The 24438-nt window shown below is 34.3% G+C and carries 18 protein-coding genes and 2 pseudogenes; 15 read left to right on the top strand and 5 right to left on the bottom strand.

What is annotated here, in order from left to right:
• Positions 1-199: 199 nt before the first annotated feature.
• Positions 200-3052 carry a response regulator gene (locus tag FYJ58_RS06605; protein ID WP_154518947.1) on the top strand — a complete coding sequence of 951 codons (2853 nt, stop codon included), beginning with the start codon at positions 200-202 and terminating at the stop codon, positions 3050-3052.
• Here FYJ58_RS06605 and FYJ58_RS06600 read toward each other — a convergent pair.
• Positions 3040-3570 (bottom strand): DUF389 domain-containing protein, encoded by a 531-nt coding sequence (locus tag FYJ58_RS06600; RefSeq protein WP_328597812.1) that lies wholly within the window; start codon positions 3568-3570, stop codon positions 3040-3042. The genes FYJ58_RS06605 and FYJ58_RS06600 overlap by 13 nt on opposite strands.
• A 56-nt stretch (positions 3571-3626) precedes the next feature.
• Positions 3627-4304, bottom strand: coding sequence for a Crp/Fnr family transcriptional regulator (locus tag FYJ58_RS06595; protein ID WP_154518946.1), 678 nt, complete (start codon positions 4302-4304; stop codon positions 3627-3629).
• A 142-nt stretch (positions 4305-4446) separates the two neighbouring features.
• On the opposite strand from FYJ58_RS06595, the gene FYJ58_RS06590 reads away from it, so the two are divergent.
• The 4 genes from FYJ58_RS06590 (at position 4447) to FYJ58_RS06575 (ending at position 9501) form a co-directional block, all read left to right on the top strand.
• Positions 4447-5166 (top strand): ATP-binding protein, encoded by a 720-nt coding sequence (locus FYJ58_RS06590; protein ID WP_154518945.1) that lies wholly within the window; start codon positions 4447-4449, stop codon positions 5164-5166.
• A gap of 40 nt (positions 5167-5206) precedes the next feature.
• Entirely contained in the window at positions 5207-6910 is a 1704-nt protein-coding gene (gene hcp, locus FYJ58_RS06585) for a hydroxylamine reductase (protein ID WP_154518944.1), read from the top strand.
• A 154-nt stretch (positions 6911-7064) separates the two neighbouring features.
• Positions 7065-7640 carry a zinc dependent phospholipase C family protein gene (locus FYJ58_RS06580; protein ID WP_154518943.1) on the top strand — a complete coding sequence of 192 codons (576 nt, stop codon included), beginning with the start codon at positions 7065-7067 and terminating at the stop codon, positions 7638-7640.
• A gap of 112 nt (positions 7641-7752) precedes the next feature.
• Positions 7753-9501, top strand: a complete 1749-nt coding sequence (locus FYJ58_RS06575; protein ID WP_205839180.1) for a methyl-accepting chemotaxis protein — start codon at positions 7753-7755, stop codon at positions 9499-9501.
• Positions 9502-9706: 205 nt separating this feature from the next.
• Here FYJ58_RS06575 and FYJ58_RS06570 read toward each other — a convergent pair whose 3' ends face one another.
• Positions 9707-10372 (bottom strand): YoaK family protein, encoded by a 666-nt coding sequence (locus FYJ58_RS06570; protein ID WP_408647373.1) that lies wholly within the window; start codon positions 10370-10372, stop codon positions 9707-9709.
• Between the two features lie 569 nt (positions 10373-10941).
• Between FYJ58_RS06570 and FYJ58_RS06565 the strand changes: the two genes are divergently transcribed.
• From FYJ58_RS06565 to FYJ58_RS06525, 9 genes and pseudogenes are all read left to right on the top strand, one after another.
• Positions 10942-11403, top strand: coding sequence for a DUF3990 domain-containing protein (locus FYJ58_RS06565; protein ID WP_154518941.1), 462 nt, complete (start codon positions 10942-10944; stop codon positions 11401-11403).
• Positions 11400-11870: a hypothetical protein gene (locus tag FYJ58_RS06560; protein WP_154518940.1), complete on the top strand. Its 471-nt coding sequence runs from the start codon at positions 11400-11402 to the stop codon at positions 11868-11870. The genes FYJ58_RS06565 and FYJ58_RS06560 overlap by 4 nt, the downstream gene beginning before the upstream one ends.
• 161 nt (positions 11871-12031) lie before the next feature.
• The gene (gene cas3 / locus FYJ58_RS06555) at positions 12032-14434 is read left to right on the top strand and encodes a CRISPR-associated helicase Cas3' (protein WP_154518939.1); all 2403 of its coding nucleotides are present in this window, start codon (positions 12032-12034) and stop codon (positions 14432-14434) included.
• Between the two features lie 44 nt (positions 14435-14478).
• Positions 14479-15204, top strand: a complete 726-nt coding sequence (gene cas5c / locus FYJ58_RS06550; RefSeq protein WP_154518938.1) for a type I-C CRISPR-associated protein Cas5c — start codon at positions 14479-14481, stop codon at positions 15202-15204.
• A gap of 61 nt (positions 15205-15265) precedes the next feature.
• Positions 15266-17326 (top strand): type I-C CRISPR-associated protein Cas8c/Csd1, encoded by a 2061-nt coding sequence (cas8c, locus tag FYJ58_RS06545; protein ID WP_235912578.1) that lies wholly within the window; start codon positions 15266-15268, stop codon positions 17324-17326.
• Positions 17319-18188, top strand: coding sequence for a type I-C CRISPR-associated protein Cas7/Csd2 (gene cas7c / locus FYJ58_RS06540; RefSeq protein ID WP_154518937.1), 870 nt, complete (start codon positions 17319-17321; stop codon positions 18186-18188). Before cas8c ends, cas7c begins: the two co-directional genes overlap by 8 nt.
• Positions 18181-18318, top strand: a pseudogene (locus FYJ58_RS06535) (CRISPR-associated protein Cas4); the annotation flags it as partial. The gene cas7c and the pseudogene FYJ58_RS06535, both read left to right, overlap by 8 nt.
• A 14-nt stretch (positions 18319-18332) precedes the next feature.
• A complete protein-coding gene (locus FYJ58_RS06530; protein ID WP_154518935.1) occupies positions 18333-18497 on the top strand; it encodes a CRISPR-associated endonuclease Cas2 in 165 nt (54 codons plus the stop codon).
• 461 nt (positions 18498-18958) lie between these two features.
• Positions 18959-19593: pseudogene (locus FYJ58_RS06525) on the top strand (transposase).
• A gap of 320 nt (positions 19594-19913) precedes the next feature.
• Here FYJ58_RS06525 and FYJ58_RS06520 read toward each other — a convergent pair.
• Positions 19914-20216: a barstar family protein gene (locus FYJ58_RS06520; protein ID WP_154518934.1), complete on the bottom strand. Its 303-nt coding sequence runs from the start codon at positions 20214-20216 to the stop codon at positions 19914-19916.
• Between the two features lie 52 nt (positions 20217-20268).
• Positions 20269-20817, bottom strand: a complete 549-nt coding sequence (locus FYJ58_RS06515) for a ribonuclease domain-containing protein (protein ID WP_235912577.1) — start codon at positions 20815-20817, stop codon at positions 20269-20271.
• A gap of 246 nt (positions 20818-21063) precedes the next feature.
• On the opposite strand from FYJ58_RS06515, the gene FYJ58_RS06510 reads away from it, so the two are divergent.
• Entirely contained in the window at positions 21064-24009 is a 2946-nt protein-coding gene (locus FYJ58_RS06510; RefSeq protein ID WP_154518933.1) for a glycoside hydrolase family 19 protein, read from the top strand.
• Positions 24010-24438 lie beyond the last annotated feature (429 nt).

The raw sequence follows: 24438 nt of genomic DNA, 5'->3' as shown, positions 1-24438 counted from the left end.
ACTTGTATAAAAAATATGCAAGTTTTAGTGCCTTTTCATAATTGCAGTTATTTAGAGAGAGGGTTTCTGTTTTTTTTATTTCGCATAAAATGGAATAAACGGTCAGCAAAATATAGAAAATCATTTCTTTTCACGAACCATTTTCTATGATATGATTAATTTAACAAAATTTGATATGCTTAAAGAGGAGGTCCTAAAAATGTATGAAAAGACGGTGAAAGAGGTAGAGAAATTTACCAGGCAATTAGTGAGGAACATTCTTAGGAAACCTGACAAGGATTTTTTATTTTCGTCTTTTGCAGAGAATATTATATGGATTGGAACAAAAGAAAACGAAAAAGCGGAAGGCAGAGAGGATGCTATTTTAAAAATTATAGAAGGAATGAAAGTTAGAGAAAAGTATGAAGAAACCTACTTGATTTCACTTATTGACAAAAAAATTTATTTATGTGATGCAAATATTCAAGTAGACATGGTTTATCATCGAATTTCATTTGTAATACAGCAGAAAGAAGAAAAGTTTTGCGTAGTACATATTCATCATTCTATTCCGTTTGTAGAGAACACAAGAGAAGACTTATTTCCAGATGAAGTATCTGGAGCATATCATAAATTAGAAAATGAACTACAGAAAAAAGCACAGGAAAATAAAAGACAGGAGCATTTTTTAGCTCAGTTGTTTGATTCTATCCCGTGTGGAATTATTCAGTTTACTACAGATGAAGAATATCGGATTATTAATGTAAACCGGATGGTATGGGAATTTTATGGTTACTCGTCAGAGGAAGAATATTGGAGTGAAATAGAAAGCCCAATTCAAACAGTTATGGATAAAGACAGAGAATGGGTTAAAACAATTATTGGACAATTACCTTTGGAGGGGGAAACGATTAATTACACAAGGGAAACTTTTCGAAAGAATGGGGAGCATGCATGGGTAAATGTTGCGATGCGAAAAATTATAAATGTAGATGGTGTGGAGGTAATCCAGGCAGTATTTACTGATGTAACAGAATTGAAACGATTGGAAATGGAGAAAGAACAGGAGGAGTTTGTAGAAAATCAATCGCTTAGAGCGGCAATTTGTACAGCATATCCGCTAATCATAAGCCTCAATTTAACAAAGAACACATACAATTGTTTTATTGAAGAACAGGAATTTTTTATAAAGGAAAGAACAGGGATATTTAGTGAATTAATAAATCAATCAATAGAACTTGTTTATCCTTCTTATCAGTTGGACTATGCGACAACCTTTCAAAGAGAAGCAATTATAAAGCGTTTTGAATGTGGAGAAAGAGAAATTTATATGGAACTTCAACAAAAGATAGTTGATGAAGAATACCACTGGATATCAATTCAGGTAATTTACGTTCAAAATCCGTTTGATGATGATATATTAGCAATCGAGTTAATAAAATTTTTGGATGCCCAGAGAATTGAAAAGGCGAGGCAAGAACAATTGCTCCGCGATGCCTTGGCTTCTGCTAAGGCGGCTAATCGGGCAAAGTCTGATTTTCTATCAAGAATGAGCCATGATATTCGGACTCCGATGAATGCAATCATTGGAATGAGTACAATAGGTCAGATAAAAGCAGAAGACAGCACAAGTGTAAAGGACTGTTTTAAAAAAATCGATGCGTCTTCGCGTTATTTGCTTTCTTTGATTAATGATATTTTGGACATGTCGAAAATTGAAACAGGAAAGATGGAAATTTCTCATGAATATTTTAATTTCGTTGAATTGATTGGAGAGATTAATCAGATTATTTATCCGCAAGCATTGGAACGGAATCTTTCTTATGAAGTGTATCATGAAGAACCATTAGAGCAATATTATATTGGAGATTCCTTACGGTTAAAACAAATTTTGCTGAATTTATTATCGAATTCGTTAAAGTTTACTCCTGCAGAAGGAAAAATAGAGGTTAGCATAAGGGAGCAAAAAAGAACAAATGGTTTTTGCTATTTAAAATTTCGTATTTCGGATACAGGAATTGGAATGTCTGAGGAGTTTCAAAAAATAATTTTTCAGCCGTTTGAGCAGGAAGCGGCCGGTGAAGCCAGGGATAATGTAGGAAGTGGTTTGGGTCTTTCAATTGTATACAATTTGATACAGTTGATGGGAGGAACCATAGAAGTAAAAAGCAAAAAGAAAGAAGGAACAACCTTTATTTTTACAGTACCATTTGAATTGGTCTCTGATGATGAAGAGAAAGAGCGGGAGCGGAAAATGCAGGAACTTTTAAAAGGATTAAAAGTGCTTGTTGCGGATGATGAGGAAATTGTGGGGGAACAGACTACGATAATTTTAGAAGAAGTAGGAGCCTGTGTAAAATGGGTGGATTCCGGAAAAAAGGCAATTGGAGAAATAAAGCAGTCGCTTCAAAAGAAAGAGCTTTACGATATTGCCATGATTGATTGGAAAATGCCGGATATGGATGGAATTGAAACTGTCAGAAGAATTCGCAAATTAGTAGGAATGGATACAATGATTATTATGATTTCTGCTTATGATTGGAGTGGTATTGAAGAGGAGGCAAGGGCTGCCGGTGTCAATTATTTTGTATGTAAGCCGTTATTTCGTGCGAATATTTATGATGCATTTTATAAATTGAATGATGACGATTTATTTGAAAGGAAGCAGATTAGTAAGCAAAAATTTGTTGGCAGTAAAATTTTACTTGCTGAGGATAATGAATTAAATCGGGAAATAGCAAAAACGTTTTTGGAATTAAATGGGATAGAGGTAACAACAGCTCAAAATGGAAAACAGGCGGTTGAGTTATTTGTGCAAAGCAGTTTAAATTATTATACTGCAATATTAATGGATGTGAGAATGCCAGTTATGGATGGTCTGGAAGCTGTTCGTACAATTCGACTGTTGGAACGGGCAGATGCAACGAAGATTCCAATTTTGGCAATGACAGCAAATGCTTTTGAAGAAGATAAAATTCGTGCGTATGAAGCAGGAATGACGGGATACCTTGTTAAACCATTGGATTTTGATGTTTTATTGAATGAATTGGAGCGGTTTATTTATAACAAGTAAAATGGAAACGCCATGTCATATATAAAAAAGAAATTCTTCACAGGATTGGAAAACAGCCGGGTGATGTGGTTCAGGTTATAGAAGTTTAACATTGCTTTTGATATTATAATCGTTGTTGTGAGATACTGTTTCGTCTGTTTGGTATGCTTATCATAAGATTTTGTTACACCGGTTTCATAATGTAGCACGTCAGGAAATAAAATTTTAAGTTCATTCAAACTTGATTTTACAGGTACTTTTAATGTAAGCATAACAAAGCAGGTAGAGAGGCAGATAAAATAAGCATTAATGGAAAATAAGTACATAGCACCAAGAAAATAACGGGGAGAGCCCATTGCAATTCCGTAACCGGCAGTACATAGAGGAGGCATTAGTGCAATTGCAACACCCGGCATTACATTTGAACTTTCCTTTCTTGTAATACCGATGACTCCCGCAGTGCCGCCACAAATTGCGATTAATACATCCCAAATAGTTGGCGTCGTTCTAGCTAATAGTTCTGATTGGGCAGTTGAAATTGGAGATAATTTAAGCTACTCATAATCATCACTCTTTCTATTATTCGTTATTCAAATTATAATTCCATTTCATAAGAATGTTCATGCAGATGAAATTTATTTTTGTGATAGGTTAGCAAACCATCTTTTTGCATCTTACTAAGTTCGTTGGACATTGCACTTCGGTCAACACAAAGGTAATCGGCAAGTTGCTGGCGGTTAAATGGGATTTCAAAATTATAGGTACCCTGTTCCATTGCCTGATAAGAGAGATAAGATAAAAGCCGCCCACGGATTGATTTGGAAGTAATATGAGTAATTTTGTAGGTGAGATTCAAATTTTTAGAGGCCATAACGGACAGTAAGTTTCGAATTAAATGGTTATGAAAATCACAATTGGAAGGGCATAGTTTTAGAACTTTTTCAATATTTAGAAATAATATTTCTGTTTGTTCTACAGCGATTACATCAACCATCATAAGCTCGGATGGCGTGCAGGCATAGGTTTCAGCAAAAACCTGTCCTGTTTTGATATTAGCAAAAATATTTTGATTTCCCCAAATATCATTTTGCTCTATATTTACACTTCCAAAGAGAACCAACCCCATTGCCTGAACGTGGCTTCCTGCACGATAGACATATTCTCCTTTTGTATATTTTTTTGTATAGCCTTGAAGGCAGGAAAGCATGACCTTTAATTCGGTTGGTGCTATTCCACGAAATATGGATGTTTTGGCTATAAATTCATAATTCATAGGTCACCTCTGGTTAAAAAATTTGCTCATTTTTTATTTTGTTGTTCTAACAACATACATGATGAAGTTATTATAGTATGATTCCCATATCAAGTCAAGCAATAGAAGAAAGAGATTGAATGAAAAAGGAGAGATAACGTTTATGATAAGAAAAATTATAGAGATTAATAAGGAAAAATGTAATGGTTGTGGACTTTGTGCAGCTGCTTGTCATGAGGGAGCAATTGGAATGGTAAATGGAAAGGCAAAACTACTTAGGGATGATTATTGCGATGGCTTAGGTGATTGCCTTCCGGCTTGTCCAACAGGAGCAATTACGTTTATAGAAAGAGAAGCTTTAGCCTATGATGAACAGGCAGTGTTAGAAAATAAAAGAAAAAAAGAAGAAAGTATAAAAGAAGTTTTGCCTTGTGGATGTCCTGGAACACAGGCAAAAGAGATTCATAGAGGATGTAATTTAGAAGAGCAAGATACGTCGCCTAAAGAGGTAATTACTTCAAAATTACGTCAATGGCCGGTACAGATTAAACTGGTTCCTACAAAGGCACCATATTTTGAACATGCGAATCTGTTAGTGGCAGCAGATTGTACCGCTTATGCTTATGGAAATTTTCATAATGAATTTATTCGGAATAAAATTACAGTAATCGGATGTCCAAAGTTAGATGATGTGGATTACACAGAAAAGCTAACAGAAATTATTCGTAACAATGAAATAAAAAGTGTAACAGTTGTAAGAATGGAAGTACCATGTTGTGGTGGAATTGAGAATGCAGTAAAAAATGCACTTCAGGCAAGCGGTAAGTTTATACCATGGCAAGTAGTGACAATATCAACAGATGGAAGAATTCTTGAATCATAATAAAAAATAGAGTATAAGAGTAAGAAAGGAAGATAAGATAATGTTTTGCTATCAATGTCAGGAAACAGCAGGAAATAAAGGATGTACAAAGGCGGGAGTTTGTGGTAAAAGTGCGGATCTTGCGAATATGCAGGATTTGTTAGTCTATGTAACAAAAGGAATATCAGAGGTTACAACAAGATTACGGGCAGAAGGAAAAGAAATTTCAAAAGAAATCAATCATTATATTACACTAAATTTGTTTACAACAATTACAAATGCAAATTTTGATGATGAAATTTTTTATGCAAGAGTAAAAGAAACATTAGCAATGAAAAAGGAATTGCTAAACCAATTATCAGATAAGAACAATTTATCGGAAGCTGCAACATGGGAGATTGGCGAGGAAGCTCCATTGGTAAATAATTTGTTAAAAGAAAAAGCAAAATCAGATAAAGTTGGTGTTTTAGCGACGGAAAATGAAGATACCCGCTCTTTAAGAGAATTAATAACTTATGGATTAAAAGGGTTATCTGCATATTCGAAGCATGCAAATGTACTTGGTTATGATAACGAAGAAATTGACTGTTTTATGCAGTCTGCACTTATGAAACTGCTTGATGACTCTTTAACAATAGATGAACTTGTTGCATTAACGCTGGAAACTGGTAAGTTTGGAGTAGAAGGTATGGCATTATTAGATACTGCAAATACAAAGACTTATGGGAATCCTGAGATTACAAAAGTAAATATCGGCGTAGGAAAGAATCCGGGAATTTTAGTTTCCGGTCATGACCTTTCCGATCTCGAGCAGTTATTAATCCAAACAGAAGGAACTGGTGTTGACGTTTATACTCACTCTGAAATGCTTCCGGCACACTATTATCCTCATTTGAAAAAATACAAACATTTAGTTGGAAATTATGGTAATGCATGGTGGAAACAAAAGGAAGAATTTGAAAGCTTTAATGGACCGATTTTAATGACAACAAACTGTATTGTACCACCAAAGGCATCTTATAAAGACAGAATGTTTACAACGGGTGCAGCAGGATATGCAGGCTGTAAGCATATTGAAGGAGAAGCAGGAAGCCAGAAAGATTTTTCTGAAATTATTGAGCTTGCTAAGAAATGTAGTGCTCCAACAGAAATTGAATCAGGAGAAATCATCGGTGGTTTTGCACATGAGCAGGTATTTGCATTAGCTGACAAAGTAGTTGATGCAGTAAAATCTGGTGCGATTAAGAAATTTGTAGTAATGGCAGGCTGTGATGGAAGAGCTTCTAAGAGAAACTATTATACAGATTTTGCAAAGGCACTTCCAAAAGATACGGTTATATTAACTGCCGGTTGTGCAAAATACAAATACAATAAACTTAACTTAGGTGATATTGACGGTATTCCAAGAGTACTAGACGCAGGTCAGTGTAATGATTCGTACTCTTTAGCGCTAATTGCCTTAAAATTGAAAGAAATATTTGGGTTAGCAGATATTAATGAACTTCCAATTATTTATAATATTGCATGGTATGAGCAAAAAGCGGTTATTGTATTATTAAGTTTATTATATCTTGGCGTAAAAGAAATTCATCTTGGACCAACACTTCCAGCGTTCCTTTCCCCAAATGTAGCGAAGGTATTAATTGATAACTTTGGTATTGCCGGAATTAGCACAGTAGAGGAAGACATGGAAACATTTTTTGGAGATGAAGTAAAAATGAGCGAAGTAGAAAATGTTGAAGATTTACTAAAAAAATTAAATTAAATTGGAAAAAATGGGAATGTTGTGATATACAATATTCTCATTTTTTTGGATATACTCTATAATTAAGACAAAAGTTTTCACAAAAAATTCATATATAATCTATTGACATTGAGTTAAGTTTAAGTGCTAAAATAAAAGAAAGGAGGTGCATACTATGGAAACAAAGGATCATTATTTTTTAGCAAAATATATGGTGGATCATATAGAGATAAATGGAATTAAAAAATTAGCTTTTTTACTTGGAAACCTAGTTCCCGACGTAAATCCGTTAACTTACCTTTCTCTTTCTGAGAAAAAATGGTTTCAGGGACATAGCTATCATTACCGGAAAAAGTTCCTTTTTAAGACAATTCGTGCAAAACGAAATAATACTTTTTATGAATGGTATAGTATTGGAAAAATGATGCACTATTTGACGGATTCTTTTACAAGACCTCACAATGATCGTTTTGGTTACAAATCAAAAAAACATACAGAATATGAATCTTCCCTACATCAATATTTTAAAAATAAAATGCAGAATAGAGAATCATGGTTTTTAAGAGAACGGGAAAAACCATTAAAGCGTTTAGATTTGTGGTTAGATAAAATTCATAGGGAATATTTGGAAAGGGCTGTTTCTGTACAAGACGATTTTAATTATATTTTATCAGTAACAATGACAATATGTGCAGGACTGAGAAAGCGAACGGATTATAAGCAGATGATTTTAGTAAATGGAAACGGATGATAAGCAAGAACTTTATATTGCTATCGATTGTAGACATTCCCTGCTGCATTTGGTATATTATTATAAAGCGAAGTGCTTTCGTAATATTACAAAAGCAGATGGAGGGATGATTATGCAGCAGAATATGCAGGATGTGAAAAAGAAAACAGAGGATATTAGAAAAGAGGTATCGAGGGAAGTAAAAAAGAAGTTTGGGTCGAAACCAATAGGAGTTCGGCTTCGGGAATCGTATGGTGTCATTACGATATTTATTGTAATTATGACTGTCTTTTCTATTATAACGTTGTTTGATGGATTAAATCGGTTAAAAACATTTAATGAGGAGTATAGTAAGATCGAGGATGCGACTTGGAAAGCGAAGGAGGCACTTTCGGAAATTAAGAGTGGAATCTATCAGGTATGCGTTGCGACAGATTTAAGTGAGGTTAAAGAATACGAAGAAGAATTAGAAAGCAATCAGCAGAAATTAGATGAAGCAATTGTATTGATAGAAACTTTATCGGGAAACAATCAGCCGGAAGTTGCCAATATTCAGAGTGGCATAAATCAAGGAAAAGATACGATTGAGCAATCAATTTCACTGGCAAAAGAAGGACAGGTTGATAAGGCAAAAGCTAATCTTGAAAAAGAATATTTTCCTATTGTTGACAAGATAATAGAGCAGATTGAAATAATTGCAAGCGGTGTATCTGAAAATATGGATTCCTATGTCTGGGCTTCCAGCCTGCGTGTTTGGATATTAGTGGCTTTACTGATTGTTATGACGATTGTCAATATTGTATTGGCAAACCGCTTTGGCAAAAGAATTGCAAATGGTATCACAATTCCATTAGAGGAAGTAAAGGAAGCATTATTTCAAATGGAACAGGGAAATTTGAATTTCGAATTAGAGTATGAAGCTTCCAATGAGATTGGTGAACTTGCAGAGGGTATTCGGCATATGGCTGAAAAATTAAAAGCTTACATATATAATATTGACGAAGTGTTAAGCCAGATGTCACAAAAGAACTTTGCGATTGGAGTAGAGGCGGATTACGTCGGAGATTTTGCTGATATAAAGAAGTCAATGCTTTCTATTATTCAGATTTTTAAGGAAATGATTCATTCGATTCAGCTGACAGCAGACAGGGTTGCGGATGGCTCTGAAAATATTTCACAGGCTTCTATGTCACTTGCCCAAGGAACAACGGAACAGTCAAGCTCTATTGAAGAATTGCTTGCAACGGTACAGACAGTGGCAGAACAGGTAGAAAAAAATACAAAAAATATTGAACATGTAAACATTCAGTCAAAAAATGCAAAGCAAATGGTTGAGAGCGGAAGCCAGCAGATGGAAGAGTTGAAACTGGCAATGAATATGATAACAGAAGCTTCTGAGCAGATTTCGAAAATTATTACCGTTATTGAAGGCATTTCGGGACAGACGAACCTTCTTGCATTAAACGCATCCATTGAGGCAGCAAGAGCAGGTGAAGAAGGAAGAGGGTTTGCAGTTGTAGCAGGTGAGATTGGTGAACTTGCGACTCAAACGAAAGATGCGACAAAAGAAACAGAAGAACTGATAACAAAGAGTATTGAAGCAGTAGAACAAGGCGCTAAGTTAGTAAGTCGTACAGCAGAATCTTTAAATGAAATTGTAGAGTCCACAATTGAAATAGCAAAATTAGCAAAAGATGTATCAGATGCTTCTCAATTGCAGACTGACGCATTAAAGCAGGTTGATCAGGCAGTAGGGCAGATATCTGAGGTTGCACAGACAAATGCAGCATTATCAGAACAAAATGCGGCATCTTGTGGAGAGCTTTCAGAACATGCAGAACAATTAGCAAAAGTCTTAGAGGACTTTCGGTTAGAAGAATAAAAGAAGATATGTGAAAGATATTACAAGGTTATATGAATCATTAATTTAATAAAAAATCCACAAAACGTTATTTACGGTACGAATTAAAAATATTGCGTAATGTAAATATCTGTTTTGTGGTTTTTTTTACTTTATAGGAAGCTTCGTCTCCTATAAAGCAAAAACGCTCCGCGAGGATGTGTTAAAATGACAAATAAGAAACCTGCTATTTTACAAACATCATAATAAAGCCGATAAACATTAAGAAGGCTGAAATCCAAATTGCATGATTGCCGATTTGGTTTGTAAAGATTGAACCAAGTGCTGCACCAATCCCAAAAATCAAAATAATAAAATAGTAATGTAAACTTTTTTTCTTCATTTCAGGATTTTTTGTAATATGATATTTACATAACATTTCGGTGGCACTTCTCATATTTCCAATGCACATTGTTGTTGCACACGGAATCCCTTTGAACTTTCGAAAACTATTGACCTGCATTGCACATGCAAAGGACATTAAAACATTGGAGAGTGTATTAAGGCTTTGGGGAAGAAGTCCTGCAATAAATAACATTACAATTTCAATGATAAGAATGATTTGACGCCAATGAACCTTTTTATAATTTTTATAAAATTCACGAACCCATTCGGTTATATAGACACCACTGATAAAAGCAATCAGAGGAAATAAATAGTGTAAGGCACGTTGCCAATTTCCATTTGCAAGATTTTGACCTAATAAAACAATATTACCGGTTTGGGCATTGGCAAAGACAGCTCCTCTGCAGTTATAAGAATACGCATCCTGAAAACCTCCGGCAAGAGTTAGAACAATACCTAATGCCATAGATTCTGACATTTGTCTTTGATGCTGTAGCATTTTAGTCATCCTTTCTACGTTCCTTTTCGACTTGCTTCAACAAATTATAGCTCAATTTATATAAAGTTTCTATATAAAATAGTTACAAATTTATATATAATTTTCATTGTCCTGGAGGAACAAATTAAGTAGTTGCATAGGAATAGAGCTTTATAGTATACTGTATATAAATAAATGAAGGTAAAGTTTTGTATATAGGAGGTTTGTCAGAGTTATGAGGTCTTTATAATAGCTGTGATAATGATGATAGTGTTAGACACCTTTATGAGAATCAACTGTCTTTTTAAGAAACAATGTTGTTTGGCATAGTGCTAGCGAAAGGTGTTGAATTTACTGATAAAGAATGTATATTGTTGTAGTCAAGCATTTTTATATGTGTAATAGGTCTATACTTTTTACGGAAGATTATGTATTACAGAGCATATATAATATTGAAAGGACTAAGAGTAGGAACGGATTAGGTTTATGTCAGAGATATTAAGATTCCTGGCTATGAGACGGATGCAATAGAATCATATAATGATTCCAATGAGGAAACATTGGATGATAGTATGGAAGAATAGACGAGGAGGACGCTTATGGAAAAAAATAGTGTATATCATGGCAGTAATGTAGAAGTGTTTGTTCCGCGTATTCTTCAGAATGGCTTCTACAAAGATTTTGGTTATGGCTTTTATTGTACCAGTTACGAGAAACAGGCAAAGCGATGGGCCATGACAAGAAAGGGTGACTCTGTTGTAAGCAGATATGAATACACACCAAATGCTGATTTAAAAATACTGAAATTTGATGAAATGACGAACGAATGGCTGGATTTCGTTGTTGATTGTCGAAGAGGTATTGAGCATGATTATGATATTGTTGAAGGACCTATGGCTGATGATCAAATTTGGAATTTTGTTGAAGGATTTATTGATGGAAGGATCCCAAGAGATGCTTTTTGGGGACTTGTAAGGTTTAATTATCCCACACATCAGATTGTATTTTGTACGGAAGAAGCTTTGAAAACATTAACTTTTGAAGGGAGTGAAACATTATGAAGAATAAGTACTTCCCAGAAGAAGATATAGAGATAAATGATCTTTATTTTGTATGTTATATGATAGAGAGGGTAGCAAGACATATTAAACAGAAGAATAAATATGTTGTAAATACCATTGGAAAAGATGGCTTATATCATTTATTAAGCTGCGCAAATGTATTGCATTGTGAAAACCCATTGAAAGTTGAAGAAGACTGGATTAAAGATTATGCTTTAAAAGCAAGTGACTATGACATTACTGCAGTGGATAAAGAAATGGCTGCGATAGTTCCTTCTCCGCTTGATATGGGAGCAGTCTATCAGCGTTTGATAAGAGATACGATGTCATCAAAAGAGAATTACGTAGATGGTATTATCAGAGTGTATAATAATGACATTTGCGAGGTGATTGATAATTATAATTGCAGTGCTTTTTATGAGCCATCGTATGTAATAGCGAGAGCATACCAGAATGGCGGATTCTAATCTTTGAAGAGGTGTTAATTCTGACTATAACAAAAAATATACGATAGATGAAAAATTTGTACAAAAATTTAAAAAAAGATTGACAAATTTGTACAATATGCTAAAATAAAGTGGAATAAGTGAGAAAAATGTAGTAATAGTAAATGGGAGTCAAATTTTTTATGAATGAAAAATATATTGCTCATTTTGATGAGCAGAATAAGGATAGAATACAAACTGTTTCTTCTCATAACAGAGGAGTTGCATTTTTAGCAGAAAATAATTGCCCGTTAGATTACTTGCGTTCAATCGCTTGGCTGACGGGCATTTTTCATGATTGTGGGAAATATCATGATGAATTTGACCAGTATATTCATGAAGCGATGGAGCAAAAAGCGTTTGTCAGAAGAAAGGTAACACATTCAACGGCGGGTGGGTTGTTAGCAGACGGTTTGTTAAAAAACAAGTTTCTTTCTGAATTTATACAATATAGTATATATTCTCATCATGGCGTAAATGATTGCTTTTGTTTAGATTCCGGAGAATCTTTGATTAAAAGAAGAAAAAGCAATATGACCATGCTTTCAGTTGTATCAGAACGTTTTTACCAGTATATAGAAAAAGAAAAAATATTAAATTATATAGAACAGGCAGAGCAGGATTTTCAAAAAATTCAATTGGAACTTCTTAATTTTATTAAGTTTGAAGGAAGAAAAAACAGTTATGGAAATGTGCATTTCTTTTTAGGGTTATATGAAAGAATACTTTTATCCCTTTTAATTGACAGTGATCGCTTTGACACAAATGCTTTTGCTGAAAACAAACCAATGCAATTTGAAAGCACAGGAATAGAGATAGAAGATGTTTGGGAAGAATCTATTTTAAATTTAGAGAGTAAATTAAGCAAATTTGAAGGAGCTAAAGTTTTAGATCAATGTCGTAGCCGGATTTCGGACCAATGTAGGAGAACAGCGGAAAGGTCGCAATTTTTATACCGATTGACTGTACCGACTGGTGCGGGAAAAACATTAAGCAGTTTGAGATTTGCTTTATATCATGCAAAGAAATTTGGGCGGGAGCATATTATTTATGTTGCACCTTATAATTCTATTTTGGAGCAAAATGCAGAAACAATTCGTGATGCAGTTGGTAATCAGCAAATCGTATTGGAACATCATAGCAATGTTATAATTGATTCCGAAGATACGGAAAAACAAAAGAAATATCAGACATTAACGGAGAGATGGGATTCTCCAATTATAGTGACAACGGCAGTTCAGCTATTAAATACGTTATTTTCATCAAAGACGGAAAGTGTTAGAAGAATGTATCGTTTGTGTAATAGTGTTATTATTTTTGATGAGATACAGGCACTTCCGGTTCGAATTACAGAGTTATTTAATTTAGCTGTCAATTTTTTAACAACATTTTGTAACACAACAATTGTACTTTGTTCTGCAACTCAGCCGTTGTTTGATCAATTGCCTTCTAATCGTTTACTGCCTGTAAAAAATATGGTAGAAACGATAGACGATTATAAAGAAGCTTTTAAAAGGACAGTAATCATTGATAAGACAGAGGAAGATATAGAGAAGGGATGGGATATTGAAAAATTAGGTGATTTTGTAACGGATTTATTGCTGGAAAAAGGAAAAGTATTGGTAATTGTAAATACGAAAAAAACAGCTCAGGATCTGTATGATTTATTTTCAAACAAATATGAAGAAGATAAGTGCTATTTATTTCACTTAAGCACGAATATGTGTCCTCAAAATCGAAAGGAAACATTAGACTTTTTAAAAGTACAGCTGACTAATGAGAAAAATACCCGTCCCATTCTATGTATCAGTACTCAGGTTATTGAGGCAGGAGTAGATATTTCTTTTCCATGCGTGGTGCGTTCTCTTGCAGGTCTTGATAATATTATACAGGCGGCGGGAAGATGTAACCGAAATGGTGAGATAGATATAGGGCAGGTTTATATTGTACAGATGTCTGAAGAGGCAGAGCGTATATCAAAACAGCTAAGAGATATTAAAATTGCACAGGATACGATGAGAAAGGTTTTGTATCAATATCGCAGAAATCCGGCGACTTTGAATTATAGCCTTGAATCAAAACAGGCGTTAGAGCTTTATTATAAATTATTTATGAGCCGCCGTTTTGATGAGATGCAGTATTTAGTTTCGATTAAAGAAAAAAAAGATACATCTTTAATTGAGCTTTTATCTTCGAATTGTTCTATATGGCAGTCTTTTCATAAAGAACAACGCTTACATTTAAAGCAGGCTTTTAAAACTGCAGGAGATCAGTTTGAAGTGATAGAAAATCAAGGAAAAATTAATGTAATTGTAGAATATGATGAAACGGCAAAGAAGTTAATTGATTATTTACAAGATGAAACTAGATCATTATCAGAAAAAAAACAGGATTTAAGAAATCTTCAGCCATATATAGTAGGAATTAGTAAACAAATGATTGCAGAGCTTGGGAAGGCAGTTTCTCCAATCTGCGATAATAGATTCTTTGTTTTAAGTGAGAATTATTATAGTAAAAAAACAGGGGTATCAACATTTCTCGTGTGAATGGATACGTTAATGATATGACAGATTGTAGGTGAATAGAAAAGATGATTTATAGAAATACAGTAGAATTTCAAGTAAGCGGAGAGTATGCTCTATTTTCTGATATAGTAACGAGAGTTGGGGGAGAACGTTGTACTTTTCATATCCCAACTTATGAGGCAATAAAAGGAATTATGAATAGTGTATATTGGAAACCAACGTTTTATTGGGTTATCGATTGTATTCGGGTTATGAATCCAATCCAAACAGAAACGAAAGCAATTCGTCCACTAAACTATGATGGGGGAAATGACTTGGCATATTATACATATTTAAAAGATGTGTGTTATCAAGTTCGTGGACATTTTGAATGGAATGAAAATCGACCGGAATTGGAAGCAGACCGTAATGAGCACAAGCATCATAATATAGCAAAGCGTATGATAGAAAGAGGAGGGAGGCGAGATGTTTTTCTTGGGGTAAGGGAATGTCAGGGGTATGTTGAACCTTGTGTGTTTGGAGAAGGAGAAAGTTATTATGACGATATGCAGGGCGAGGTAGCATATGGTTTTATGTATCATGGAATTACTTATGCAGATGAAGCAATTTTAGAAGATGATAAGAATAAAATGACGGTTCGTTTTTGGCGTCCTGTAATGAAAAAAGGTGGAATTATTGAGTTTATAAGACCTGAACAGTGTGTGGAAAAAAGGCATATAAAAGAAATGGAAATAAAAAAATTTGGAGTTCAGAACTTTACAGGTCTTATGGAGTTTAAAGAGAATATATAAAAGTTGGAAACCAAAACTTAAAATTGAAAATGAAAAGAAAGGATTATAGGATCAGATGTCTATGACATTCATGATCTGGGTAAAAAGTGTGAATTGGGTTAGAGAACTTTTAGACTTATATGAGAAAGAAGAAGCAATTGCTGGAGAAATAAGATTTCGACAGAATAGACCTCTTGTACTACTGCCTCCTTTTCATACAACGGTTGCGGCACAAATAACAGTTATAATTGATGAAAATGGGAAATTTATTAGAGCAGAGAGAGTATCAGAGGAGGATAAGCTTACAATTATACCGGTAACTGAAAAGTCAGGAAGCAGGACTGCAGGAGTTGAACCACATCCATTTTGTGATAACTTGAAATATCTATGTGGTGATTATATGCTTCATTATAATAACAAGAAAAAAGATTATTCTAAAAATTATGAGCTTTATATAACCGAGTTAGAGAAGTGGAGAAATTCTCTTTATACACATAAAAAAGTAAATGCTTTATATGAATATTTAGTAAAACAGACGTTGATAACAGATTTATCAAGGGCAGGTATTTTAAAACTAGATGAAAACGGCGTATTTATAGAAAAGGAAAAACTAAATGGGATTCCACAGGAAGAAGCGTTTGTCCGATTTTGTATCGAAGAAATCATAGATGCAGAAGAAGATATTTTAAATGATAATTCAGGACAATTTTTTTCGGAGTGCTGGTTGGATAAAACATTGCAGAAAAGCTTTATTGATTATTATAAATCAACATTTCATGAGCCACAATTATGTTATCTGACAGGAGAAAATGCTCAGATTTCATTTTTACATTCAAAAAAAATTAGAAATGAAGGAGATGGAGCAAAACTTATCTCATCAAATGACAGTGCAAATTTCACATTTCGTGGACGATTTCGAAATAAAGCAGAGGCATTTTCGATTGGTTATGAAGCATCTCAAAAAGCACATAATGCGTTAAAGTGGATTATAAGAAGACAAGGATATCATTTTAATGATATGTGTCTTGTAATATGGGAATCGAATTTAAAACCGATTCCTGATTGGAGTTTTGACACAGATAAAATATGCGATGACTATGATAGTTTATTTGAAGCGTTGGAGCTGGAAGAATTAAAAGCAAATGAAGTACAGGCGACAGGAGAAGAACAGGCGGAAAGATTCTTGAAGGCAATGAGAGGATATAAGACTAAGCTTGGGGATACTTCTAAAATTGTTTTACTTTCTTTTAACTCTGCTACAACAGGTCGGCTTGCAATGACAGAATATAAAACATTTGAATCAGCAAGGTATATTGAAAATATTAAATATTGGCACAGAAGCTGTGAATGGTTACATAAAAAGAAAAAGGACAAGCAGAACTATTCATTTATTGGAATGGTTGGAATAAAGGAAATTGCAGAAGTATTATATGGAACAGAGCAAAAGGGGATACTGACTTTAAATAATAAGGTGAAGCTATATTCTAATTTATGTGAAAGATTGCTGCCTTGTATTACAGAGAAAAAGCCATTGCCGATAGATTTCGTAAATCGAGCAGTACAAAGAGCTTCTTCACCGGTTTCGTTTGAAGAGTACGATAATTGGGAAAGAGCATTATCGCTTGCATGTTCTTTTATTAAAAAGAAAAAAATGGATGAGATGGAAAGAAGGAGAAAAGCTATGGATTTAGAAAAAGAAGAGTTACAACAATCGGTTCAGACTGAGTATGACATACGAAAAGTAGATGAGGAGTGCGGTGATAGAAGTTATCTATATGGAAGGTTGTTAGCTGTAGCAGACCGAATTGAATATACTACGTTTGATAGGGAAGAAGATAAAAACAGAGTAACGAATGCAAAACGATTTATGTGTGCATTTTCTCAGAATCCATATCGGACTTGGCAAACAATAGAAGAAAATGTTCAAAATTATTTAAATAAGAAAAAAGTATCCGAAAGAATGTATTATAGTCAGTTATTGGATAAAATTACAGCAAAGTTTAATAGAGAAGAGTTTATAAAGAATGAAAAATTAGATGGATTATATTTACTTGGTTTCCATTGTCAATCGTATGATATGACTCATAGAGCAAAAGCGGAAGATAAGAAAGAAAAAGAAGAGGAGGAAAATAAAAATGACTAATTTAAAAGGAAAGATTGATTTTGCAGTGATTGTTTCGGTAACAAATGCGAACCCAAATGGAGATCCTTTAAATGGAAATCGACCTAGAGAAAATTTTGATGGTTACGGGGAAATTTCAGATGTCTGCATTAAGAGAAAAATTAGAAATCGTTTTCAAGATATGGGTGAAACGATTTTTGTTCAATCAGATGATAGGACAACAGATTCTTATACAAGTTTAAAAGACAGGGCAGAAGGATGCGAAGAGCTGAAAAAAGAAATTGACAAGAAGAAAAGTGCAAATAGGGAACTTTGTACTAAGATAGCATGTGAAAATTGGATAGATGTCCGGGCTTTTGGTCAAGTGTTTGCATTTAAGGGAGTTGACGTATCACTCGGAATCCGTGGTCCTGTTTCTATTCATCAGGCAGTTAGTATCAATCCGGTTGATATTGTCAGTATGCAGATTACAAAGAGTGTAAATAGTGAAGGTGGAAAAGAAAGTAAAGCATCGGATACAATGGGAACAAAGCATAGAATTGAGTTTGGTCTTTATTTAATAAAAGGAAGTGTAAATGTCCAATTAGCGGAGAAAACAGGATTTTCTCAAGAAGATGCAGAATTATTAAAGGAAGCATTAAAGACACTATTTGAAAATGATGCTTCTTCAGCAAGACCGGAGGGCAGTATGGAGGTTTGTAAAGTATATTGGTGGCAGCACAATGAAAAAACACCAAAGGCTTCAACTGCAAAAGTACATAGAAGTATCCAAATTAAGCCTAAGAAATCCGTGGTACGTCCAAAATCTTTCTTTGACTATGACGTTGAGCTGTTGCCATTAGATTGTGAATGTGTAGCTCCGGAGGAATATTCCCTTGTATAACGAAGAAGATTATTTACAATTATCAGGAATTCAACATTTTGCATTTTGCAGAAGGCAATGGGCACTGTCATATATTGAAATGCAATGGCAGGAAAATGTAAGGACGGTAGAGGGGAATTTGCTTCATGATTATGTGAATGCAATATGGATGCTACAAAATGCAGGCAGGTAAAAGCAGAATTAGAAAAAATAATTGATAAGAACGTAGATAGTTTACGCTTTTATTATTTGGGCAATAATTATAAAAATAAAATAGAGCATATCGGTGCAAAGCCAGGGTTTGATGTTACAGATCCATTAATTTTTTAATAAAATATTTGGTGCGAATGTCAAGTGAACATAAAAATCCCGGGAGATTCGCACCAAAATTATTGGGAATTTGTATATTAGTCAATGATGTGACACCAACTTTTAAATTGACACTATTTGGAATAAAGAATAAAATCTAAAGATTAGAAGGTAGTTAAATGAAAGACGTATTTTTATTATTATTTTTTATCCTTTTTTTAATATTTTCGTACTTAGCTGTTTTTTATTTCAATGTTACAAAAAATAAGATAGGTGAAGAAAAATCAGTTTTAAAAAAATTCATAAGAATACAGCTAGACACAAAGAGTATTTTTGGAATTATTTGTATAGTTTTACTATTTATCTTTTTGTTATTTTCGTGAATTTTTGAGACTATGAAATTTTTTCTGTAAAAATCAGAAGATAGATGTGGAGTAAAGTCTTCTATGATAAAATCTAAATATCATAGGAGACCTTAAATTATGGCAAACAGAAAAAAAGAAGTTTACAAACCGAAACCAATGACAGAGGGCAAGCGAAACATCATCCAGGGCTTGCTTCAAGAGTATGACATTGAGAATGCGGATGATATCCAGGATGCCCTCAAAGACCTGCTTTCTGGCACGCTCAGGGAGATGATGGAAGCAGAAATGGATCAACATCTTGGCTATGACAAATATGAGCAATCCAGCGAACCGAATTACCGAAATGGGACAAAACAGAAACGTGTCCGCAGTAAATACGGAGAATTCGAGGTTGATGTTCCACAAGACCGGCAGAATTCTTTTGAACCACAGGTGCTGCCAAAACGAAAAAAGACATCTCAGCGATTGATGACAAAATCATCGCTATGTATGCCAAGGGGATGACCACACGGCAGATACCGGAAACGATAGAAGATATCTACGGTTTTGAAGTCAGAGAGGGAATGGTATCTGATATAACAGATAAGCTGCTTCCTAAAATTGAAGAATGGCGGAACCGTCCATTAGTAAGGGAAAAATGGGAGAGTCAATATCCCAATTCCATGACACGCTGGAAGGATAATTGGGATGCCATATCTCCAATTTTCAAATTTTCCAAAGAAGCGTATTTCCAAGCCCACAGGCATTGTTAAAGGTCCTCTATTTAGCAACTTTTGAAATTGCTAAGAAATGGACTATTCCAATCCGAAATTGGGGAAAAGTACGTGGAGAACTTGCCATCCTGTATCCAGAGCGGATGCCTGAGTAACAAAAAACGTCGGTATATCAAGAGTAAATGCACACCCGGATTTTCCGGGTGCTCTTGACATACCAACTTATTTTTGATATTAATTAACCAAGGGTTCGACAGCAGAATCTGCCGTCAAGTCCATCAATTATCATAGAAGATCTTAATTTACAGAAAATATTTCACACCGTCGAATTTTTAGTAAAAGGAGCTGCGCACTAATTCTTAGTGCGACAGCCCCCCGTTTCCGTTGTATGAGTTGTGAATTGAAACATCATCAGAAATAATCGTTAAATTTGAATTTTCTGCTACTGCATCATAGAGAACAGTAATTATACATTGCAGTAATTTAGAAGAGTTTTCTGTTTTTAATCGGAATGTAACTTTTTCATTAATTTCGGTTAATACATCATAGAGTGCGTCTAAATTATTGCCATAATATTCGGGAAAGTTTAATTGTTCTTTTAAATATCTGTGTATATCGGATTCATTTTTGAATTTTGAAACATTTAATATAATTTCTTTCATAATCGTAACTCCAACAATTTTAATGATCTTTTGACCCTGGTATTATTTTAATTTATTCATATAATTTTTCAAACGTTTGATAGTGGTCTTCTGTATAAAAGATAAGTCCGTCGTTAGAATAAACGATTCGCTTTTCGTTTCTATAGCCACCTTCATACTCAATATCACATTCATAATATTTACGTCCATTATGGTCAGGTAATTTTTTTTCATAATTTCCAAATCGGTCACCGCCGATGCTTTTATGGTCTGTTACATCCCATAAATTTCCTTTTTTGCTATTCCAGCCTAAGGAACGGGCTTCTTTCTTTGTAATGTAATTCGATGGAAGTTTTTTATATGTGTGAATATACAATGCAACTTCTTTTTTACTTGTATAGGTACCGTTTTCAGTAACCGATAATTTATTTTTATCTGAAGTTTCATTTTGTTCTATATTCGAACTTTGTTTATTAGCAGTATTTTGAGAAGTATTTGTTGCTGAACTTGAAAGATTAACATTGCTACTGATTGGAGAACAGCCAGTGAAAAAGACACTGAGAAAAATTAGTAATCCAATAAGCAGAGTTTGTTGTTTTTTTGTTATAAATTTCAACATCATATTATCATAGACATTTTTTTTCTGCGATAGAACTACTTATTTAAAAATACAGTTATGTATTTGTAAATTTTGTCGAAAAAGAATGAAAATTGCAAATGAATTGATGATTTAAATAAGAATAACAAAAATACACAAAAAATGTCAAACATAAACAAGGACAAATTGGAAAGAGATGTTACAATAGACAATAACAAGAATAATATTTTATTATTTTTGTACAAATAAACCAAAAAAGGAGAGAAGGATATGAAATCAAAGTTATCGAAAATGCTCTGTCTAACGATGTCTACGGTTATGCTTATGACATCTGTACCAGCTGTGACCATTCATGCTTCTACAGGGACTGATCGGTTCTGGGTGAATGGGGTAAAAACACCTGTTGTACAGACAATGGCAGAAGCTGTTTCAGCAAAAACAGTATCATCGTGGGAAACAGGCAAAAGTTATGCGAAGGGAGATATTGTTTCCTACAAAGGGGGTTACTATCAATGTAAACAGTCACACACATCTTTAGAAGGATGGGAACCAGCTAGCACACCTGCATTATGGGAGAGTTATACAGGTGAGATTCCTACTCCTCCAAATCCTGGGACAGAGGATGTGACCGTAACTGGAATTGCATTGAATAAAACAGAATTAACATTGGAAAGTGGAAAAAAGGCTACATTAATTGCTACTATTTCGCCAGAAAATGCAACAAATCAATCGGTGAAATGGACAAGCAGTAATAATTCTATTGTAACAGTATTAAATGGCGTAGTAACTGCAGTTGCCGCAGGAAAAGCTACAGTTACAGCTACAGTGAGTGATAAACAAGCAACTTGTAATATAACAGTAACGGATAAATCAACAGAACCAATGCCAAGTAATTCACCACTTCCTGGAAGAGTTCTTACAGGTTATTGGCAGAATTTTGATAATGGAGCTACTTGCTTAAAGCTTAAAGAAGTACCAGAAGAATATAATGTAATCTGTGTATCGTTTGCAGATGCGACACAAAAAGCAGGCGAGATTACTTTTAATCTTGATGCCAAATTAAGTAAGGCATTAGGCGGATATACCGTTGATGAATTTAAAGCAGATGTGACAAAAGCACATCAAAAGGGTCAAAAAGTGTTACTTGCAATCGGAGGTGAGGTTGGTAACGTAATTATCAATAGCCAGGAGGCAGCAAAGAATTTTGCTGACAGTGCTTATAGTTTAATGAAAGAATATGGCTTTGATGGAATTGATGTAGATTTAGAGCATGGAATTGATGTTCCAAATCTTGCGAAGGCACTGCATCTTTTAGCTGATAAAGCAGGAAATGATTTTATTTTAACAATGGCACCACAGACACTGGATGTCTATACATACGATGCAACTTATTTGAAATTAGCAAGAGAAGTAAGTGACATTCTTACAATTATGAATACACAGTATTATAATTCCGGCGGAATGCCAGGATATGGCGGTGCTAATTATAATCAGGGAACAATTGGGTTCTTAAATTCTCTTGCAACGACACAGTTAGAAAGTGGTCTTCGTCCAGACCAGATAGGACTCGGTCTTCCGGCTGTACCAAGAGCAGCAGGTGGCGGATATCAAGATCCTGCAAATGTCGTAGCAGCCATTGAAAGTCTTGTATATGGAAAAGAAGCAGGAGGCTTTACCCCTCCAAAGGCTTACCCTAATTTAAGGGGTGCTATGACTTGGTCAATTAACTGGGATGCAACAAACGGATACAAGTTTGCAAAAACAATCGATGCATGCTTTAAAAAATTACCAGCTGTTACAACGGCGTCTGACAATATAAAGCTTGCAGCAAATGATTCCATAACTGATGCAACAAAAACAGAGCCACCATATCCATTTTGGAAAGATTATGTAAATTATCCAAATAAAAATACGAAAGTATATTATAAAGGAAAAATCTATCAGAATAAATGGTATGCAAATGCAGGTGCAAAACCGGATGCAGGTGATCCATGGGTATTTGTAGAAGATGCAGAATGGACTGTAAAAGAAGATGAGAAAAATTATCAGAAGGATGAAAATGCGGAAACAAATGCAATTAATAAAGTATTAAGTGATGCAGAAATAGAAAAATTATATGGTGGAATTAATAAAGACTATTCACCGGAAGCTGCAATGGGAAGATTAAACGAGTTAATTCCAAAAAGTTCTTATGAAGAATTATTCCCATACCGTTTTGGATCTGAAGCATGGAAGAATTGTTCAGCTACAAAACAATATTATAAAGATCCATCTAATTTGCCAGATTACTATTCTTATGAAAATCTTCAAAGTGCATTACAAACACTTGCTAATACAATTATTAAGGTACAGTGGTATGAAGGAGCAGAATGGTGTTATCGTTTAATTCGCCTTGATAAAACGACGAAAGAACAGAAGTTAATTTATAGTGATGCAAGCTTTGGGGCAGAGTGGCTGGAAGGAAAAAAAGAACTTTGTACTTCTATTTGTGACTATGGTTCATTTTTGGCAGTTGGTGATTTAAATACACGTAAACGTGAGCTTGCAGGATTCTTGGCAAATATTTCCCATGAAACGGGTGGTGGAACGGTTGAAGGAGAAGTAGATGAAAGCCTGTCCGGATTATATTTTAATGAAGAAGTAGGATTTATTGGTTCGAGTGCAATTGGATACGTTCAAAGCTCAGGTACTTCTTATCTTCCGGTAGAAGGAAAGAGTTACCACGGACGTGGACCAATTCAATTGTCCTATAATTACAATTATGGTTTATGTTCCGACGTGTTATTTGGCGACAGCTCTGTCTTATTAAAAAATCCTGAAAAAGTTGCACAAGATGGTGTATTAGGTTTTATGACTGGAATTTGGTTCTGGATGACACCACAGCCTCCAAAACCTTCCTGTCATGAAGTAATTACCGGAGTATGGCAGCCAAAATCAAATGGAGCAAATGCAAAATACAATGGAAACTTTGGTTTAACAATTATTATAATCAATAATGAAGCCGGTCAATCTGAAAATGGAACAGGTGCGGTTGCTCGTCGTGCAAGATATTACCGTACTTTTGCAGGCAAAATGGGTGCGGATATTAAAGGTGAGCAATGTGATACAGTAGGCATGACAACATTTGTACAACAAGCAGGTGCGAATAGTGTGAGCAAAGCAAGTATACCATTTCTTTACCAAATCGCTGGTAAGAAGATAAAGGCTGGAATGTGATAGTAAATTTTTGATGGAAGTTGTAATTTAATTTTAGCTATAGAGTTAGTAGATTATAGTAATAAAAGATTAAAATTTCTAAAGGATCTTATTTTAAATTCCAAGAAAAAGTAAATGTGAATTTCTTGAAGTTGATTTAAAATAAGGTCCTTTTTGTGTATCAGATTAAAGCTGTGCCTAAAATATAGGCTTTCTATAAACTAACATAATATTTTATTAATTTTGTAAGAAAAAAGTAAGAATATTTTTCTAATGTATATAAAACTTTTTTAGGACAAAAACTGTCTAATAATAGTGAAACAAAAGTCCAGCTAATAAATGTCAATAGAAAAATGAAAAAATTTTGATTTTATTATCTGACTAAAAAAGGGCGCACTTACCCCTTGGTGAAAATATCATTTTGTAAAAGATATTGTTTCGCTAAAGTTA

Source organism: Velocimicrobium porci, from assembly GCF_009696045.1.
In the GTDB taxonomy this organism is placed as follows: domain Bacteria; phylum Bacillota; class Clostridia; order Lachnospirales; family Lachnospiraceae; genus Velocimicrobium; species Velocimicrobium porci.
Note: the sequence above shows the minus strand (reverse complement) of the source record. Positions and strands in the feature narration are given on the sequence as shown.

Coding starts and splice junctions, on each gene's coding strand:
- FYJ58_RS06605 (WP_154518947.1), top strand. CDS start 200: ATGTATGAAAAGACGGTGAAAGAGGTAGAGAAATTTACCAGGCAATTA.
- FYJ58_RS06595 (WP_154518946.1), bottom strand. CDS start 4,304: ATGAATTATGAATTTATAGCCAAAACATCCATATTTCGTGGAATAGCA.
- FYJ58_RS06590 (WP_154518945.1), top strand. CDS start 4,447: ATGATAAGAAAAATTATAGAGATTAATAAGGAAAAATGTAATGGTTGT.
- hcp (WP_154518944.1), top strand. CDS start 5,207: ATGTTTTGCTATCAATGTCAGGAAACAGCAGGAAATAAAGGATGTACA.
- FYJ58_RS06580 (WP_154518943.1), top strand. CDS start 7,065: ATGGAAACAAAGGATCATTATTTTTTAGCAAAATATATGGTGGATCAT.
- FYJ58_RS06575 (WP_205839180.1), top strand. CDS start 7,753: ATGCAGCAGAATATGCAGGATGTGAAAAAGAAAACAGAGGATATTAGA.
- FYJ58_RS06570 (WP_408647373.1), bottom strand. CDS start 10,372: ATGACTAAAATGCTACAGCATCAAAGACAAATGTCAGAATCTATGGCA.
- FYJ58_RS06565 (WP_154518941.1), top strand. CDS start 10,942: ATGGAAAAAAATAGTGTATATCATGGCAGTAATGTAGAAGTGTTTGTT.
- FYJ58_RS06560 (WP_154518940.1), top strand. CDS start 11,400: ATGAAGAATAAGTACTTCCCAGAAGAAGATATAGAGATAAATGATCTT.
- cas3 (WP_154518939.1), top strand. CDS start 12,032: ATGAATGAAAAATATATTGCTCATTTTGATGAGCAGAATAAGGATAGA.
- cas5c (WP_154518938.1), top strand. CDS start 14,479: ATGATTTATAGAAATACAGTAGAATTTCAAGTAAGCGGAGAGTATGCT.
- cas8c (WP_235912578.1), top strand. CDS start 15,266: ATGACATTCATGATCTGGGTAAAAAGTGTGAATTGGGTTAGAGAACTT.
- cas7c (WP_154518937.1), top strand. CDS start 17,319: ATGACTAATTTAAAAGGAAAGATTGATTTTGCAGTGATTGTTTCGGTA.
- FYJ58_RS06530 (WP_154518935.1), top strand. CDS start 18,333: ATGGATGCTACAAAATGCAGGCAGGTAAAAGCAGAATTAGAAAAAATA.
- FYJ58_RS06520 (WP_154518934.1), bottom strand. CDS start 20,216: ATGAAAGAAATTATATTAAATGTTTCAAAATTCAAAAATGAATCCGAT.
- FYJ58_RS06515 (WP_235912577.1), bottom strand. CDS start 20,817: ATGATGTTGAAATTTATAACAAAAAAACAACAAACTCTGCTTATTGGA.
- FYJ58_RS06510 (WP_154518933.1), top strand. CDS start 21,064: ATGAAATCAAAGTTATCGAAAATGCTCTGTCTAACGATGTCTACGGTT.